This window comes from Pseudomonas fragi (genome assembly GCF_025426255.1).
GTDB classification, from domain to species: Bacteria; Pseudomonadota; Gammaproteobacteria; order Pseudomonadales; family Pseudomonadaceae; genus Aquipseudomonas; species Aquipseudomonas kulmbachensis.
Map to the genome: position 1 here is coordinate 3,800,318 of NZ_CP104861.1, position 14,812 is coordinate 3,815,129.

Consider the following 14,812-nt stretch of genomic DNA (forward strand, 5'->3'; position numbering starts at 1 on the left):
GCAGCCATGCAAACCAAACTCTTGATCAACGGCCAACTGATTGACGGCGAAGGCCCCGCCCAACCGGTGCTCAACCCGGCACTCGGCAGCGTGCTGGTGCACATCAACGAAGCCAGCGAGGCCCAGGTCGATGCCGCCGTGCGTGCCGCCGATGCCGCGTTTGACAGCTGGTCGCAAACCCCGCCAAAGGACCGTTCACTGCTGTTGCTCAAAATCGCCGATACCATCGAAGCCCACGGGCAAGAGCTGGCCAAACTGGAATCGGACAACTGTGGCAAACCCTACAGCGCCGCATTGAACGACGAGATCCCGGCGATTGCCGATGTATTCCGCTTCTTCGCTGGCGCCAGCCGCTGCATGAGCGGTTCGGCCGGCGGTGAATACCTGCCGGGGCATACCTCGATGATCCGCCGCGACCCGGTGGGTGTGATCGCCTCTATCGCGCCCTGGAACTACCCGCTGATGATGGTTGCCTGGAAAATCGCCCCGGCCCTGGCTGCCGGTAATACCGTGGTGCTCAAACCGTCGGAGCAAACCCCGCTGACAGCATTGCGTCTGGCTGAGCTGGTGTCAGATATCCTCCCGGCTGGCGTGCTTAACCTGGTGTTCGGCCGCGGTCAGACGGTGGGCAGCCCACTGACTACTCACCCCAAAGTGCGCATGGTGTCGCTGACTGGCTCGATTGCCACCGGTTCGAACATCATTTCCAGTACCGCTGACAGCGTCAAACGCATGCACATGGAGCTGGGCGGCAAGGCCCCGGTGATTATCTTTGACGACGCTGACATCGACGCCGCCGTGGAAGGCATCCGCACCTTCGGTTTCTACAATGCAGGGCAAGACTGCACCGCCGCCTGCCGCATCTACGCCCAGGAAGGCATCTACGACAAGTTCGTCGAAAAGCTCGGCGCGGCGGTAAGCAGCATCAAGTACGGCTTGCAGGACGATCCATCGACCGAACTCGGCCCGCTGATCACCGCTCGCCACCGCGACCAGGTTGCCGGGTTTGTCGAGCGCGCGGTGGCGCAGCCGCATATCCGTTTGATCACCGGTGGCAAGGCGGTTCAAGGCGAGGGTTTCTTTTTCGAACCGACCGTATTGGCCGACGCCCTGCAGGACGATGAAATTGTCCGCCGCGAAGTATTCGGGCCCGTGGTGTCAGTGACCAAGTTCACCGATGAAGCACAGGTGCTGGGCTGGGCCAACGACTCGGACTACGGCTTGGCGTCGTCGGTCTGGACCTCGGACGTAGGTCGCGCACACCGTTTGTCTGCACGCTTGCAGTACGGCTGCACCTGGGTCAACACCCACTTTATGCTGGTCAACGAAATGCCTCACGGCGGTCAGAAACTGTCCGGTTATGGCAAGGACATGTCCATGTACGGACTGGAGGACTACACCACCGTGCGACATGTGATGTTCAAGCACTAACCGCTTCGCGAGCAGGCTCGCTCCTGCATCTTGACCGCACTCCCCCTGCGGGAATGAGCCTGTTCGCGAAGGACTCTGCGCGATTTAAAAACAATAACCGCCGATCCCGGCAGCGCCATCAGCGCCTTGCCACGGTTTCGGCCATCCAAAATCCGCCGTTCTTCCGGAGCCAGCACACCATGAGTGCATCCCCCGACCTCTCTGCCACCATCGACGATAGCGACGCCGAGCAACTGCGCAAACTGGGTTACACCTCCAACTTCAATCGCAGCATGAGCCTGTGGGAGAACTTCGCCCTGGGCTTCACCTATCTCTCTCCGGTCGTAGGGGTTTATACCCTCTTCGGTCTGTGCCTCGCCGCAGGCGGGCCTCCGATGTTCTGGGCCTACCTGCTGGTCGGTTGCGGCCAAATGCTGGTCTGTCTGATTTTTGGTGAAGTGGTTTCACAGTTTCCTATTTCCGGTGGCGTCTACCCATGGGCTCGTCGCTTGGTAGGCAAGCGCTGGGCATGGATGGTCGGCTGGATCTACTCCATCGCACTGTGCGTCACCATCGCCGCCGTGGCAGTCGGTGCCGGCCCGTACCTGGCCGCAATGATGGGCTTTGAGCCGAGCAATAACACCAACATCATCATCGCGCTGGTTTTGACCCTGTTCGCCACCCTGGTCAATCTCAGCGGCACCAAGGTGCTGGCACGCATCGCCATGTTCGGCTTCCTGTGCGAGCTGATCGGCGCCGTGATCGTCGGCGTTTACTTGTTGGTTTTCGAACGTCACCAACCACTCGGTGTGCTGTTCAACACCTTTGATATCAGCGTCGATGGCTCGTATCTGCCAGCCTTCCTCACTGCCTCGCTGGCGGGAATGTTTCTGTACTACGGCTTTGAAGCGTGCGGCGATGTGGCCGAAGAAACCCCGAACCCGAGCAAGCAAATCCCGGTAGCCATGCGTATGACCATCTATATCGGCGGGATCGCGGCGATGTTCGCCTGCCTCGCGCTGATTCTGGCGGTTCCGGACATGCAGGCTGTGATCAACGGCACCGACAAGGACCCGGTGACCACCATCCTCAATAACGCCTTCGGTCCAGTTGGCTCGAAAGTGGTGATGGGCGTAGTCATGATTTCCTTCATCTCCTGTGTGATTAGCCTACAAGCCGCTGCCAGTCGCCTGCTGTACTCCTACGCACGGGATGAAATGGTCATTGGCAGCTCAGTGCTGAAGAAAATTTCACCTGCAACTCAGGTGCCGGTGGCAGCACTGTTTGTGTCCGGCGTCCTGCCCGCACTGATCATTGCACTGGGCTTCTTTCTGCAAGATGCGGTGGCAACCATCGTCAGCTTCGCTGCGATCGGCATTTACCTTGCGTTCCAGATGATCGTGCTCGCGGCACTTTACGCGCGCGCCAAAGGCTGGAAACCCAGCGGCAAATTCACCCTCGGCGCCTGGGGCTGGCCAGTGAATATCGGCGCTTTGGTCTACGGTATCAGCGCAATTATCAACATGGCTTGGCCGCGCACCCCGGATGCCCCGTGGTACATCAACTACGCCATGCTCCTGAGCACGGCCATCGTCATCGGTCTGGGCCTGCTCTACATGTGGCTCGCCAAACCGTATGACCACGGCACAGCCCCAGCGGGTGATGCTTGGCAGATCAGCCGATAACTGCATTTCACCCCTCGATACCGCAGCGCTTATAACAATAAACAAGGACTCATCATGGAAATCACCCGCCGCGACTTTCTCAACGGCGTCGCCATCACCATCGCTGCCGGCATGACGCCTTTGCAGATCCTCCAGGCCGCACCCGACGGTCGCTACTACCCACCTGCCCTGACCGGCCTGCGCGGCAGCCACGTCGGCTCCTTCGAAATCGCGCACCAGATGGGCTGGGAGAAAAAGGTCTTTGACACCGATCACCTGCCCATCAGTGAGCAGTACGACCTGGTGGTAGTCGGCGGCGGCTTGAGCGGGCTGTCTGCTGCGTGGTTTTATCGTGAGAAACATCCGAACGCACGCATCCTGATTCTGGACAACCACGACGACTTCGGCGGCCACGCCAAGCGCAACGAATTCTCCGCTGGCGGCCGCATGATCCTGGGCTACGGCGGCAGCGAAGCCTTCCAGTCGCCGAATCACCTGTTCAGTAAGGAAGTGAACGGGATGCTGAAAAAACTCGGGGTCGAAACCAAACGCTTCGAAACCGCTTTCGACCGCCAGTTCTACCCGAACCTGGGGCTGTCCCGTGCGGTGTTCTTCGACAAGGAGAACTTCGGCGAAGACAAACTGGTCAACGGCGACCCAACACCGATGGTCGCCGACGACATTGCCCCGGACCAACTGCATGCCCGCTCCATCAGTGACTTCATCAACGACTTCCCCCTGCCGCAAGCAGACCGGACAGCCTTGATCGAACTGCACGTCGCGCCAAAAGACTACCTCGCAGGCAAAACTGTCGAGGAAAAAACCGCCTACCTGGAAGCCACCAGCTATCGCGATTTCCTGCTCAAGAACGTAGGCCTGTCAGAGTCTGCGGTGAAATACTTCCAGAGTCGTACCAATGACTTCATGGCCCTGAGCATCGACGCTGTTTCGGCTTACGATACTTATAACGTCGGCTTTCCAGGTTTCAGTGCGATGAGTCTGGAACCGATCAGCGAAGAAGCCCAAGCAGAAATGGAAGAGCCTTACATCTACCACTTCCCTGATGGCAATGCTTCGCTGGCCCGGCTACTGGTTCGTAGCCTGATACCAAGCGTCGCGCCCGGACACAACATGGACGACATCGTCCTCGCATCGTTCGACTACGCCAAGCTGGACCAGCCAAAAGCCCCAGTACGCTTACGTCTGAACAGCACCGCCGTCAGCGTGCGCAATGTCGGCGAAGGGGTAAATATCGGTTACAGCCGTGGCGGCCAGCTCAATCAGGTCCGCGGCAAGCATTGCATCCTGGCCTGCTACAACATGATGATTCCGTATCTGCTGCACGACCTGCCGCCAGAGCAATCCTACGCCCTGAGCCAAAACGTGAAATTCCCGCTGGTCTACACCAAGGTAGTGATCCGTAACTGGGAGTCGTTCCAGAAGCTGGGCGTCCACGAAATCTATGCTGCGACCCAGCCCTACAGCCGCATCAAACTCGACTACCCGGTAAGCATGGGCGGCTACGAACACCCGCGCGATCCGAAACAACCCATCGGCTTGCACATGGTCTACGTACCTACCAGCCCGAACAGTGGCATGAACGCACGCGACCAGGCCCGTGCCGGTCGCGGCAGACTGTACGGGCAATCGTTCGAAGTGCTCGAAGCGCAACTGCGTGATCAACTGCAACGCATGCTCGGCCCAGGGGGGTTCAATCACCAGACCGACATTCTCGCCATCACCGTCAATCGCTGGTCACACGGCTATGCGTATTTTTCCAACAGCCTGTACGACGATGCCGACGAGAGCGAAAAACTGATGAACCTGGCACGCCAACCGCTGGGCCGGGTGAGCATTGCCAATTCGGATGCAGCCTGGAGCGCCTATGCCCATGCTGCAATTGATGAAGCACACAGGGCCGTGGGCGAAGTGGCGTAGTCAAACCATCACAAATGAAAAGCAACCGGTAGCCCTGAGGGGCTGACCGGCTACCTCTATACTGCTACAGGGTTTGTGCGGGTGACCTAGCCCCGCACGAACAGCTTGGCCAACACCTGCAACAAACGATCATCTGCGCCTGCGGGGCCAATCACTTGCAGCCCTACCGGCATCCCCCTCACCTGCCCCACAGGCAGGCTGATCGCCGGTAACCCGGTAAGGTTCCAGGCACTGGTGTAGCTAAGCACTGCACCGCGTACATCAATGTCCTGTTCACCAACCCGAACCTCACGCGCATCAACCTCGGTTGCGGTGACAGGTACGCTGGGCGAGACCAGGAAGTCATAGCGCTCGAATAAACGCGCCATGGCCGCCTTGTACTGCTCCTGGCCAGCCTGGGCACGAATGTATTGCCACCCCCTGACCTCGCGCGACAACTCAAGACGTTCGCGTACCTCCTGCTCAAACTTGTGCGGCGCATCCTGCATGCGCTCGGCATGGACGTCGAAGGCCTCGGCGCGTTGCAGAACCAGCAAGGTGTCTTTCATTCCTCCCGCCAGCGGCGCCAGCTCTGCAGTCTCCTGCAACGTATCGCCAAACAACTGTTGCGCCGCCTGATATGCCTGGCGATCCACCTCGGCGTCGACCGGGCCGAAGCTGCCCGTGGTAATCCAGCCCACCCGCAACGGCCGAGGATTGGCCTGCGAGACGCAGGCGCGTCCTGCAATCACTTCGAACAGCAGACGCGCATCCTCGACGAAGTTGGCGATCGGGCCCACGTGGTCGAGGCTCGATGACAGCGGGAACACGCCCTCCAGCGGTACGCTGGCAAACGATGGCTTGAAGCCGACCACGCCGCACAATGCCGCCGGAATCCGGATCGATCCGCCGGTGTCGGTGCCCAGCGCCAGCGGCACCATACCGCTGGCAACTGCAGCGGCGCTGCCTGCGCTGGAGCCGCCCGTGATGCAACGCGCATCCCACGGGTTGCGGGCCGCGCCCTGCAGCGAACGGTCGCCGGTCGGACCGTAGGCAAATTCGTGGGTCAAGGTCTTGCCCACAATCACCGCCCCCGCCTCGCGCAACCGCTGCACACACAGCGCATCGGCGTTCGGCTTGAAGCCTTCGAAATGTGCCGAACCATAGGTGGTGACGTAGTCGAACGTGTCGATGTTGTCTTTGACCGCTACCGGAATGCCCTGCAGCGGGCCCAGGTCCTGACCTTGGGCCAACAACTCATCGGCCCTGCGGGCCTGAGCCAGTGCGATGGGTGCATCGACCTGAACAAATGCGTTCAAGAGCGGATTCAGGCGCTCGATGCTGTCCAAAGCCGCCTGGGTCAACTCGACACTCGTCAGGCTGCCCGCGCGCAGGCGTTCGGCCAGCGTGGTGACTGATTGGCCAAAAAAATATCCAGCGTGGGTAGGCTTCGCCAGGTTCATACAGACAACTCCATCAAACAACTGCGGGGATAGGGGAAGGAACAGCCTGCCGTCCACCGGGACGCACCATCAGCATTGCGCTCATCCCCAGCGCCGTGGCCACCGCAGCCGCCACAAACATCGAGGAGTAACCGTAACGAACGGTCAGGTAACCGGTGAGCATTGGGGCAATGAACGAAGCGGTGTTGGCGATAAAGTGGGTCATGCCACTGTAGGCGCCAACCCGGTTGGACGGCGCGGTGTCGATCACCACGGCCCAGTACACCGAGTTGGGCAGCGCGTTGAGGGCGTTGGCCAAGGTCATCAGGGCAATCACGCCCCACACGGTCTGGGCCTGCGATACGAGGATAAAACACAACGTGGTCAACAACAGGCAGGTCGCAGCCAGCCAGCTGCGGGCCACTTTCAGATTGCCGGTGCGGCGCAGCAACAGGTCGGAAATCTTGCCGCCCAGCAACACGGTGAAGCAGGCGCCGGTCCACGGAATCATGCCCATGTACCACAGCGACGAGAGGTTGTAATGGAACTCGTCCTGCAGGTATTTGGGGGTCCAGGTCAGCAACAGAAAGGTTACGTACACAAACGAGAAGTAGCCGATTGCATTAAGCAACAGGTCCTTGTTCTTGAAGAAGTGCCAGACCGGCGCAACGCTGCTCGTTGGGATCGAGGCATTGGTCGCGTCGGCACGCTCCTTGCGCAGAAAGTCCAGCTCGGCTTTGGACACGCGCGGGTTTTCCTCGGGGGTGTTGGTGAAGCGCGTCATGAAGAAGATCAGCAGTGCCAGGCTGACCACGCCCAGCACCACGAACATGCTGCGCCAGTCGCCGGTCAGCGTTTGCAGGCCCACCGCCACCGGGGCAGTCAACAACGCACCCAACGGTGTACTCAGCAAACCGACCGAAACCACGAAGCCGCGCTCCTTGGGGGTCGCCCAGTTGGCCACGCTCTTGTTGATCACCGAGTACGCTGGCCCCTCGGCAAAGCCGAACATCACGCGGATGGTGGCGAAACCGGCCATGGCCGAACCACCCAGGAACGCCAGCCCGAAATCACCGGCAAACGCCGTGGCGATTTCGAAGACCGACCAGGTGGCACCGGCAATCAGCCAGATGCGCTTGGCACCAAAACGGTCAGCGAGGATCCCGCCGATCAACGCACCAAGGATGTAGCCGTAACCGAAGTAACCCAGGACATTGCCCCAGTCGGCCTTGTCGAAACCGTACTCCGGAAGAATGCTCGCCGAGGCGTAGGCAATCGCGCCGCGGTCGATGTAGTTGAGCAGTGCCATCAGCATGATCAGGAAAAAAATCTGGTAGCGGAAAGACGGAATCACTGGGTTATTCATAGGAATCTGACTCTTCAAGTGATGGCAGAAGTCAAAAAGTCGGCCGGACTCGGCGTATTTTTATTGTTTTACCCAAACGTTTGGGTTGGCGAAATGTAGAGCGAAGAAAAGTTTTAGTCAAACGTTTGGGTAAAGATTTAATTCCGGGGCGATGCCCCATGTTCGGGTAGAATTCGCGCGCTGAATAACAGACTGCTGGAAGCCTCTTGAACATGCCGAATCAATCCCGCCCCGCCACCCTGAAGTCCATGGCGACTGCACTCGGAGTGCACGTTTCCACGGTGTCACGGGTGCTCAATGGCGACCCCGCCGGGGTCGAGCGAGCGGCGTCGGCCGAAGTTGTGGCGCGGATTCGCGCATTGGCAAAAGAGCTGGATTATCGACCGAACACGCAGGCATCCAACCTGAAGTTGCGTAAAAGTCAGGAAATCTGCGTGCTCATGCCGCGCCTCACCGACCTGGTGATGGCGACTATCTACGACAGCATCGACAGCGCGGCCGAGCAGGCCGGCTACCTGACTTTCGTCTCCAATACCGACGACCAGCCGCAGCGCCAGATGGCGCGTGCCGAACATGCCTTGCGTCGCTCGGTGGCCGGGTTGATCGTGGGTGATTCACACGTTGGCGAAACCCAGCCCTTGCTCGATCTGCTGACTCGCAAGCACATCCCCTACGTGCTGGTCAGCCGCCAGATTGCCGGGCATCTGGCGGCATGCAGTGACGATGAGTTGGGTGGCTGGCTGGCGGCCGAGCACCTGTACCAGCTGGGTTGTCGCGATGTGGCAATTCTGGCGGGCGAACGGCATGCCTCCACCGGGGCCGACCGCACCCGCGGTTTTACCCGGTTTTACCGTGAACAAGGCATCACGCTGCGCCCGGAGTGGACCCTCAATGGCCCTTTTGACAGCCTCACCGGACACAAGCAAGGCGAGTACCTGTTGGGCCTGAACCCACGGCCGCAGGCGTTTTTCGCGGTCAACGACTTCCTCGCCATCGGCTTGATGGGAGCCGCACGCGACAAGGGCTTGATGCCCGGAAAAGACATTGCCGTGGTCGGCTTCAACGACACCCCGCTGGCCAACGAGCTGATGGTGCCGCTGACCAGCGTGCGCCTGCCGCTGGCAGAAATGGGTCAGCATGCCGTGCAACTGCTGCTCAAGCGCATCAAGGGCGAGGCCTGCGAGTCGATCACCCTGACCCCGCAGCTACAGGTGCGGGCGAGCTCCTCGCTGCTGCGCTGAGCTTAGCCAGGCGGGTGGGCGCTGAAGCGCACAAGCTCGGTCAATCACATTACCCGCGCCAAGGCCTAGGTACTGAACCTTCGCGGTGAAAAGGAACTGCAGTTGAACCAACATACATTGTCCATGCGCCTGGAGCGCGTGGCTGCACATATACCAGCAGATGCGCACCTGGCCGATATCGGCTCGGATCACGCCTATCTGCCGGTGGCGTTGATGCGGCGTGGCGTCATCGCGGCGGCGGTGGCTGGCGAGGTGGCATTGACGCCGTTCCTCTCAGCCAAGCGCACCGTACGCGACAACAGCCTGGAACAGCGCATCACCGTGCGTCAGGCCAGCGGCCTGGCAGCGATCGAACCGGGCGACGGGATTACCGCGATCAGCATCTGCGGCATGGGCGGCGAAACCATCCGCGACATCCTCGACAACGGCAAGGCCCACCTGAGCGGCCGGGAGCGCTTGATCCTGCAGCCCAACGGCGGCGAACAACCACTGCGCCAATGGCTGATGGAAAACGACTACTGCATCCTCTACGAGGAACTGCTGCGAGAAAATCGGTTCGACTACGAAATCATCGTCGCCGAGCGCACCGGGCCAGTGACATACACAGGCGAAGAACTGTACTTCGGCCCACTGCAAATGCAGGCCCGCAGCCCGGAGTTCCTGCACAAGTGGCAGCGCATGCTGCGCCAGAAGCAAAAAAACCTGAACAACATCGCCCGAGCGCAGCAGGCAGTACCCGAAGCAAAGGTGCAAGACATCGCCCAACAGGTACGCTGGATTACCGAACTGCTGGCTTGAGCGGGCCCTGCACCTCCCAGGGCTCAATCCAGGACGCCAACCACGACACCTTGTTCATTGACACTGGACGACTAATCCCCCGCACCATGAAACGTGACAGTCCGATTCGTAAAAATCGCCTGCAGACTGACCGGCTCATTCCCCATCTCTGTTTTTCGTCTGATCTCTTCCAGCCCCAGTTCAATACGATAATCACATAGATGCTCGAAAAGCCTGTCTTGTGAGACCGTGACGGCCTCGCCTCCACTTTTGGAGCACAAGATATGCAGCACCGCTGCAAGGGGCAGAGACAGTGCATCCTCTACATCCTGCTCAAAGTACGCTTCCAACTGTGCAGCCAGCACACCCAACCATTTATCACTCAAGTTGCAGGGCAACGTGGACTCAAGTCCTTTGCGAAGCACCTCGTCACGAAACGAAACCATCAACCCCTTGGCCATGGCATAACCCTCTGTAGTGAGGATGCCTATTTAACTACCGCCCAAAGACCATGGCTCTGGCTTTAATCGAGTGAAATTTCCTATTTTCAGGTGCATCACTTCCTACGCAGCACGTTGCAAGGAATGTGCTTTCTACTGCATCCATACCCGCGCCTGACCAAATCGCAGGCACAAAAAAGCCGGTTAATCCTGAGGATTAGACCGGCTGTTTTGGTGTTGCTATATGGTGGGTCGTGTGGGATTCGAACCTACGACCAATTGGTTAAAAGCCAACTGCTCTACCAACTGAGCTAACGACCCGCTTCGTTGTGGGACGTATAATACTGATTTCTAACGAGAATTCAACACCTTGTTAGAAATAAATTCGAAATAATTCAAAAATACCGGGTTGGGTCAGTAATTCCGGCGGCTGCAAAGCCTTCTGCACGCAGGCGGCAGCTATCGCACTTGCCACACGCACGACCCTGGGCGTCTGCCTGGTAGCAAGAAACGGTCAATGCGTAGTCCACACCCAGCTTCACACCGGCTTGTACGATTTGAGCCTTGCTCATGTTTTGCAGAGGCGCCTTGATACTAAAACCCTGCCCCTCTACCCCGGCCTTGGTCGCCAGGTTGGCCATGACCTCAAACGCTTCAACAAACTCCGGGCGGCAATCCGGGTAACCCGAGTAATCCACTGCGTTGACGCCAATAAAGATATCTCGCGCTTGCAGCACTTCAGCCCAACCCAGGGCCAGAGACAGGAACACAGTATTGCGCGCTGGCACGTAGGTGACCGGGATGCCCTCACTCGGGGCTTCTGGTACGTCTATCGAGCTGTCAGTCAGGGCTGAGCCGCCAATACCGTCCAGGTTCAGGCCAATCACTTTATGCTCAACCGCGCCCAAGTCCCGTGCAACACGTGCAGCTGCGTCCAGCTCAGCGCGGTGACGCTGGCCGTAATCAAAACTCATGGTGTAGCAGCTATAGCCTTCAGCACGGGCCATAGCCACCACGGTCGCTGAGTCGAGGCCGCCAGACAGCAAGATCACGGCTCTTTTTTCGGTGACAACAGTTTGTTCGGTCATTTCAGCGCCCCGGCTCGTCATTCCATAGATATTTGTGCAGTTGCATCTGCAAGCGTACTGGCAAGTTATCCGCCACGATCCAGTCCGCCAGATCGCGGGCTGGCAAATCATGGTGGCTCGGCGAAAACAGCACTTCGCCCGCCCGCCGCTCCAAACCATACTCGATCAACTTGGACACCGCCCAGTCGTAGTCTTCCCGAGAGCAGATCACAAACTTGACCTGATCATTGGGTGTCAGCAACGCGATGTTTTCGTAAAGGTTGCGATGGGACTCTTTTGAGCCCGGCGTTTTCAAGTCAAGAACACGACTGACACGCGGATCGACCGCCGAGATATCAAGAGCACCACTGGTCTCGATCGAGACTTCGTAGCCCGCATCGCAGAGCTGCTTTAGCAGAGGAATGGCATTGGGCTGGGCCAGTGGTTCGCCACCGGTCACGCACACGTAACGCGGGCGAAAGCCGGCAACTTGCTGGAGGATGTCGTCAAGGGGGCGCACAGTCCCGCCGCTGAAGGCGTAAGCGCTGTCACAGTAACCGCAGCGCAAAGGGCATCCGGTCAGGCGTACAAAAACGGTGGGCAGCCCAGCCGTTCGCGTTTCACCCTGCAACGAGTAAAAAACTTCGGTAATTCTCAATGTGTCTTGCATAGTCGCCACGGGCGTAACAGCTAAACAGGCTGTCCGCCTCCGTCAGGCACCCCAGAGAATCTGCTTACGCAGGATTCAAAAGAGCGTATTTCATAAAAGGGCGTGGATTCTAACGAAAAAACCCGCGACAGGCGCGGGTTTCTCGATCAAAGCCGGTTATTGCTTACATGCGCTGCAAATCGCGCTGAGCCAGCTGAGCAGCCGAAGTACCCGGATACTGAGCTACAACCTGCTGCAAGATGCCTTTGACCTTGTCGGTATGACCCAGGCGGCGCTCTACATCAGCAAGTTTGTACAGTGAATCAGGTACTTTCGCATGCTTGGGATACAGCTGACTGACCTTGGCAAATGCCTGGCCAGCGGCTTGCAGATCACCTTTGGCGAGATTCACTTCACCCAACCAGTATTGGGCATTGCCCGCATATTGGCTGTTTGGATATTTGCGCAGAAAGGCTGTAAATGCCTGGCTGGCCTTGTCGAAATCCTTGGCTTTGATCAGGTCGAAAGCAGCATCGTAATAGAGCTTTTCTTTCGCCGGATCACCAGGTTCCGAACTGGCAGCAACCTGAGGTGCAGGCGCTGCTGTATTACCGGCGGCATTACCACCAGCAGAGGAATTATCAGGAGCGGCAGCAGGAGCAATGCCAGAACCAATACGCCGATCAAGTTCCTGGTATCGCTCCAGGCTTTCTTGTTTCATGCGAGATATATCATTTTGCAGAACTTCGATCACACCCTGTTGGCGTGCAATCTGTTCCTGCATTTGTTGCAGCTGGTTGAACAGCTCGCCCTGTGCCGAGACAGGGGCCGAAACCCCTCCCCCGGCATAGGCGCCGCTCGCACCATAACCCGGTGATGGATAACTCCCCCCGCTATTGTTATAGCCAGAGTTGTCATCGACCACAGGAACCGCAGCCCATGCCGCTAGCGGCATGAGGCTGAGAGTCAGAATAGTTACAGCACGGCGGCACGTTCGCATGACGAATTACTTACGCAGTTCGACGCGACGGTTTTGAGCCCACGACTGTTCGTCGTTGCCAGTAGCGATTGGACGCTCTTTACCGTAGGACACCAGCTCCAGCTGTGCTGGAGAAACACCTTGCAGTACCAGGTAGCGTTGAACGGCTTTCGCACGACGCTCGCCCAGTGCCATGTTGTACTCACGAGTACCACGGGCGTCAGTGTTACCTTCCAGAACAACGCGAGCGCCGTTAGCTTTCAGGTCTTTAGCGTGAACGTCCAGAGCGCGCATTGCTTCTGGTTTCAGGTCCGAAGAATCGTATTCGAAGTAGAAAACAGTGATAGCGCGCAGAGCAGCTTCTTCGCTCAGGGAGCCATCAACAGCGCCAGTGTTTGCGCCGTAACCAGCGTTTGGATCAACAGCAGCGCCTTCACCGGCATTGTCGCCGCCTTTGGACGAGCAACCTACAGCTACAGCCATGGCCAGTGCCAGCGCAGCGAATTTACCAAACTTCAGCATTTCCATCGTAAAACTCCTAATGAACCCCAAGTGTTATGTGCAACGTACAGCTATCACCACGTCAGTTCAGGTAAGGGGACCAGGAAGGTTCTCTGACTTCGCCTTGAGCGGTAGGAAGAGGGAGCCTTACGCGTCCATTAATAGACACGAGCATCAAGACTCCCCGGCCCTGCTGGCGGGTGGCGTAGATTACCATGGTGCCGTTGGGTGCGACAGTAGCAGACTCATCAAGGTTGGTATCTGTGAGGATTTTCACGGTTCCACGCTGTATATCTTGCGCCGCAACACGGAAATTGGTGAAACCGTCCTGACGATGGATCATTACCAGGGTCTTTTCGTCAGCCGAAAGCTTCGGACTGGCGTTGTAGTTCCCGATAAATGTCACGCGCTCTGCGTTACCGCTACCAACTGCGGTCTTGTAAATCTGCGGTTTGCCGCCACGGTCAGAGGTGAAGTAGATGGTTGAACCATCCTTGCCCCAGAACGGTTCGGTATCAATTGCCGGGTTATTGGTGACGCGAGTCAACCCACGAGAAGCCAGATCCATTACATAGATCTCGGCATTGCCGTCTTTGGACAATACGAACGCCAGCTTGGAGCCATCCGGCGACCATGCTGGAGCGCCGTTCAGGCCTTCAAAATTGGTGATCTGCTCACGACGACCGGTATCAATGTTCTGCATAAAGATACGTGGGCGTTTCTGCTCGAACGACACATAAGCGATGCGCTTGCCATCTGGTGCAAAACGCGGCGACAGGATCGGCTCACGCGACTGCAGCAGGGTAACGGCGCGAGCACCATCGTAATCCGAGCGCTGCAAGGTGTAACGGGTATTGGTTGCACTGGCACGCTCAGCCGTTACATAAAGCAGACGGGTTGAGAATGCACCTTTAATACCGGTCAGTTTTTCAAACGACTGATCGGAGATGTAGTGCGCCATATCCCGCAACTGCTCAGCAGTACCCGACACGCTGCCGGTCAACACTGGCTGCTCGGTTGCAACGTTGAACAGGGCATATTGCACCTGCAGGCGACCACCTGCGGGCACGATATTACCAACCATCACGTACTGGGCACCCAAGGCTTTCCAGTCACGGAAAATGACTTCGCTGGCCTGAGTCGGCAAGCCAATCATGTTCTGCTTTGGAATCGGCGCGTAGTAACCCGAGTTACGCAGGTCATTACCAATGATTTCAGCCATGTCATCCGGCAGCACAGTGCCGCCCTGCCAGCCGAAAGGTACTACTGCAATGGGTGTCGCCCGGTCGCTGCCACTGGTGACCAGAATGTTCTTTTCATCTGCTACAGCCATCCCTGCCAGGCAGCAGACGACGACCA

At 58.3% G+C, this 14,812-nt stretch carries 13 protein-coding genes and 1 tRNA gene; 5 read left to right on the forward strand and 9 right to left on the reverse strand.

The window, feature by feature from the left end:
- The first annotated feature begins 6 nt into the window (after nucleotides 1-6).
- The 3 genes from N7D90_RS17620 (at nucleotide 7) to N7D90_RS17630 (ending at nucleotide 5,012) form a co-directional block, all read left to right on the forward strand.
- Nucleotides 7-1,431: a gamma-aminobutyraldehyde dehydrogenase gene (locus N7D90_RS17620; protein WP_261739207.1), complete on the forward strand. Its 1,425-nt coding sequence runs from the start codon at nucleotides 7-9 to the stop codon at nucleotides 1,429-1,431.
- 179 nt (nucleotides 1,432-1,610) lie between these two features.
- Nucleotides 1,611-3,095 (forward strand): APC family permease, encoded by a 1,485-nt coding sequence (locus N7D90_RS17625; protein WP_261739208.1) that lies wholly within the window; start codon nucleotides 1,611-1,613, stop codon nucleotides 3,093-3,095.
- 54 nt (nucleotides 3,096-3,149) lie between these two features.
- Nucleotides 3,150-5,012 (forward strand): NAD(P)/FAD-dependent oxidoreductase, encoded by a 1,863-nt coding sequence (locus N7D90_RS17630; RefSeq protein ID WP_261739209.1) that lies wholly within the window; start codon nucleotides 3,150-3,152, stop codon nucleotides 5,010-5,012.
- Nucleotides 5,013-5,098: 86 nt separating this feature from the next.
- On the opposite strand, the gene N7D90_RS17635 is transcribed toward N7D90_RS17630, so the two are convergent.
- Entirely contained in the window at nucleotides 5,099-6,454 is a 1,356-nt protein-coding gene (locus tag N7D90_RS17635) for an amidase (protein ID WP_261739210.1), read from the reverse strand.
- A gap of 13 nt (nucleotides 6,455-6,467) precedes the next feature.
- On the reverse strand, nucleotides 6,468-7,799 hold the full coding sequence (locus N7D90_RS17640; protein ID WP_261739211.1) for an MFS transporter: 1,332 nt from the start codon (nucleotides 7,797-7,799) through the stop codon (nucleotides 6,468-6,470).
- A gap of 212 nt (nucleotides 7,800-8,011) precedes the next feature.
- Here N7D90_RS17640 and N7D90_RS17645 point away from each other — a divergent pair, with 212 nt between their 5' ends.
- Together N7D90_RS17645 and N7D90_RS17650 are read left to right on the forward strand one after the other, a co-directional pair.
- Nucleotides 8,012-9,040: a LacI family DNA-binding transcriptional regulator gene (locus N7D90_RS17645; protein WP_261739212.1), complete on the forward strand. Its 1,029-nt coding sequence runs from the start codon at nucleotides 8,012-8,014 to the stop codon at nucleotides 9,038-9,040.
- A 102-nt stretch (nucleotides 9,041-9,142) separates the two neighbouring features.
- Nucleotides 9,143-9,838, forward strand: a complete 696-nt coding sequence (locus N7D90_RS17650) for a tRNA (adenine(22)-N(1))-methyltransferase (RefSeq protein ID WP_315968121.1) — start codon at nucleotides 9,143-9,145, stop codon at nucleotides 9,836-9,838.
- Nucleotides 9,839-9,909: 71 nt separating this feature from the next.
- Here N7D90_RS17650 and N7D90_RS17655 read toward each other — a convergent pair whose 3' ends face one another.
- From N7D90_RS17655 to tolB, 7 genes are all read right to left on the reverse strand, one after another.
- The gene (locus N7D90_RS17655; RefSeq protein ID WP_261739213.1) at nucleotides 9,910-10,278 is read right to left on the reverse strand and encodes a hypothetical protein; all 369 of its coding nucleotides are present in this window, start codon (nucleotides 10,276-10,278) and stop codon (nucleotides 9,910-9,912) included.
- A 224-nt stretch (nucleotides 10,279-10,502) separates the two neighbouring features.
- Nucleotides 10,503-10,578 (reverse strand) — tRNA-Lys (locus N7D90_RS17660).
- 74 nt (nucleotides 10,579-10,652) lie between these two features.
- Nucleotides 10,653-11,345, reverse strand: coding sequence for a 7-cyano-7-deazaguanine synthase QueC (gene queC / locus N7D90_RS17665; RefSeq protein WP_261739214.1), 693 nt, complete (start codon nucleotides 11,343-11,345; stop codon nucleotides 10,653-10,655).
- Between the two features lies 1 nt (nucleotide 11,346).
- Nucleotides 11,347-11,994 (reverse strand): 7-carboxy-7-deazaguanine synthase QueE, encoded by a 648-nt coding sequence (queE, locus tag N7D90_RS17670; RefSeq protein WP_261739215.1) that lies wholly within the window; start codon nucleotides 11,992-11,994, stop codon nucleotides 11,347-11,349.
- 163 nt (nucleotides 11,995-12,157) lie between these two features.
- Nucleotides 12,158-12,973 (reverse strand): tol-pal system protein YbgF, encoded by an 816-nt coding sequence (gene ybgF / locus N7D90_RS17675; protein ID WP_261739216.1) that lies wholly within the window; start codon nucleotides 12,971-12,973, stop codon nucleotides 12,158-12,160.
- Between the two features lie 6 nt (nucleotides 12,974-12,979).
- The gene (pal, locus tag N7D90_RS17680; RefSeq protein ID WP_003441254.1) at nucleotides 12,980-13,480 is read right to left on the reverse strand and encodes a peptidoglycan-associated lipoprotein Pal; all 501 of its coding nucleotides are present in this window, start codon (nucleotides 13,478-13,480) and stop codon (nucleotides 12,980-12,982) included.
- Between the two features lie 55 nt (nucleotides 13,481-13,535).
- Nucleotides 13,536-14,786, reverse strand: a complete 1,251-nt coding sequence (gene tolB, locus N7D90_RS17685; protein WP_261742473.1) for a Tol-Pal system beta propeller repeat protein TolB — start codon at nucleotides 14,784-14,786, stop codon at nucleotides 13,536-13,538.
- Nucleotides 14,787-14,812 lie beyond the last annotated feature (26 nt).

What these genes read in the sequence shown, in the direction of transcription:
- N7D90_RS17620 (WP_261739207.1), top strand. Translation starts at nt 7, where the DNA reads ATGCAAACCAAACTCTTGATCAACGGCCAACTGATTGACGGCGAAGGC.
- N7D90_RS17640 (WP_261739211.1), bottom strand. Translation starts at nt 7,799, where the DNA reads ATGAATAACCCAGTGATTCCGTCTTTCCGCTACCAGATTTTTTTCCTG.
- N7D90_RS17645 (WP_261739212.1), top strand. Translation starts at nt 8,012, where the DNA reads ATGCCGAATCAATCCCGCCCCGCCACCCTGAAGTCCATGGCGACTGCA.
- ybgF (WP_261739216.1), bottom strand. Translation starts at nt 12,973, where the DNA reads ATGCGAACGTGCCGCCGTGCTGTAACTATTCTGACTCTCAGCCTCATG.
- N7D90_RS17625 (WP_261739208.1), top strand. Translation starts at nt 1,611, where the DNA reads ATGAGTGCATCCCCCGACCTCTCTGCCACCATCGACGATAGCGACGCC.
- pal (WP_003441254.1), bottom strand. Translation starts at nt 13,480, where the DNA reads ATGGAAATGCTGAAGTTTGGTAAATTCGCTGCGCTGGCACTGGCCATG.
- N7D90_RS17630 (WP_261739209.1), top strand. Translation starts at nt 3,150, where the DNA reads ATGGAAATCACCCGCCGCGACTTTCTCAACGGCGTCGCCATCACCATC.
- queE (WP_261739215.1), bottom strand. Translation starts at nt 11,994, where the DNA reads ATGCAAGACACATTGAGAATTACCGAAGTTTTTTACTCGTTGCAGGGT.
- N7D90_RS17635 (WP_261739210.1), bottom strand. Translation starts at nt 6,454, where the DNA reads ATGAACCTGGCGAAGCCTACCCACGCTGGATATTTTTTTGGCCAATCA.
- N7D90_RS17655 (WP_261739213.1), bottom strand. Translation starts at nt 10,278, where the DNA reads ATGGCCAAGGGGTTGATGGTTTCGTTTCGTGACGAGGTGCTTCGCAAA.
- tolB (WP_261742473.1), bottom strand. Translation starts at nt 14,786, where the DNA reads ATGGCTGTAGCAGATGAAAAGAACATTCTGGTCACCAGTGGCAGCGAC.
- queC (WP_261739214.1), bottom strand. Translation starts at nt 11,345, where the DNA reads ATGACCGAACAAACTGTTGTCACCGAAAAAAGAGCCGTGATCTTGCTG.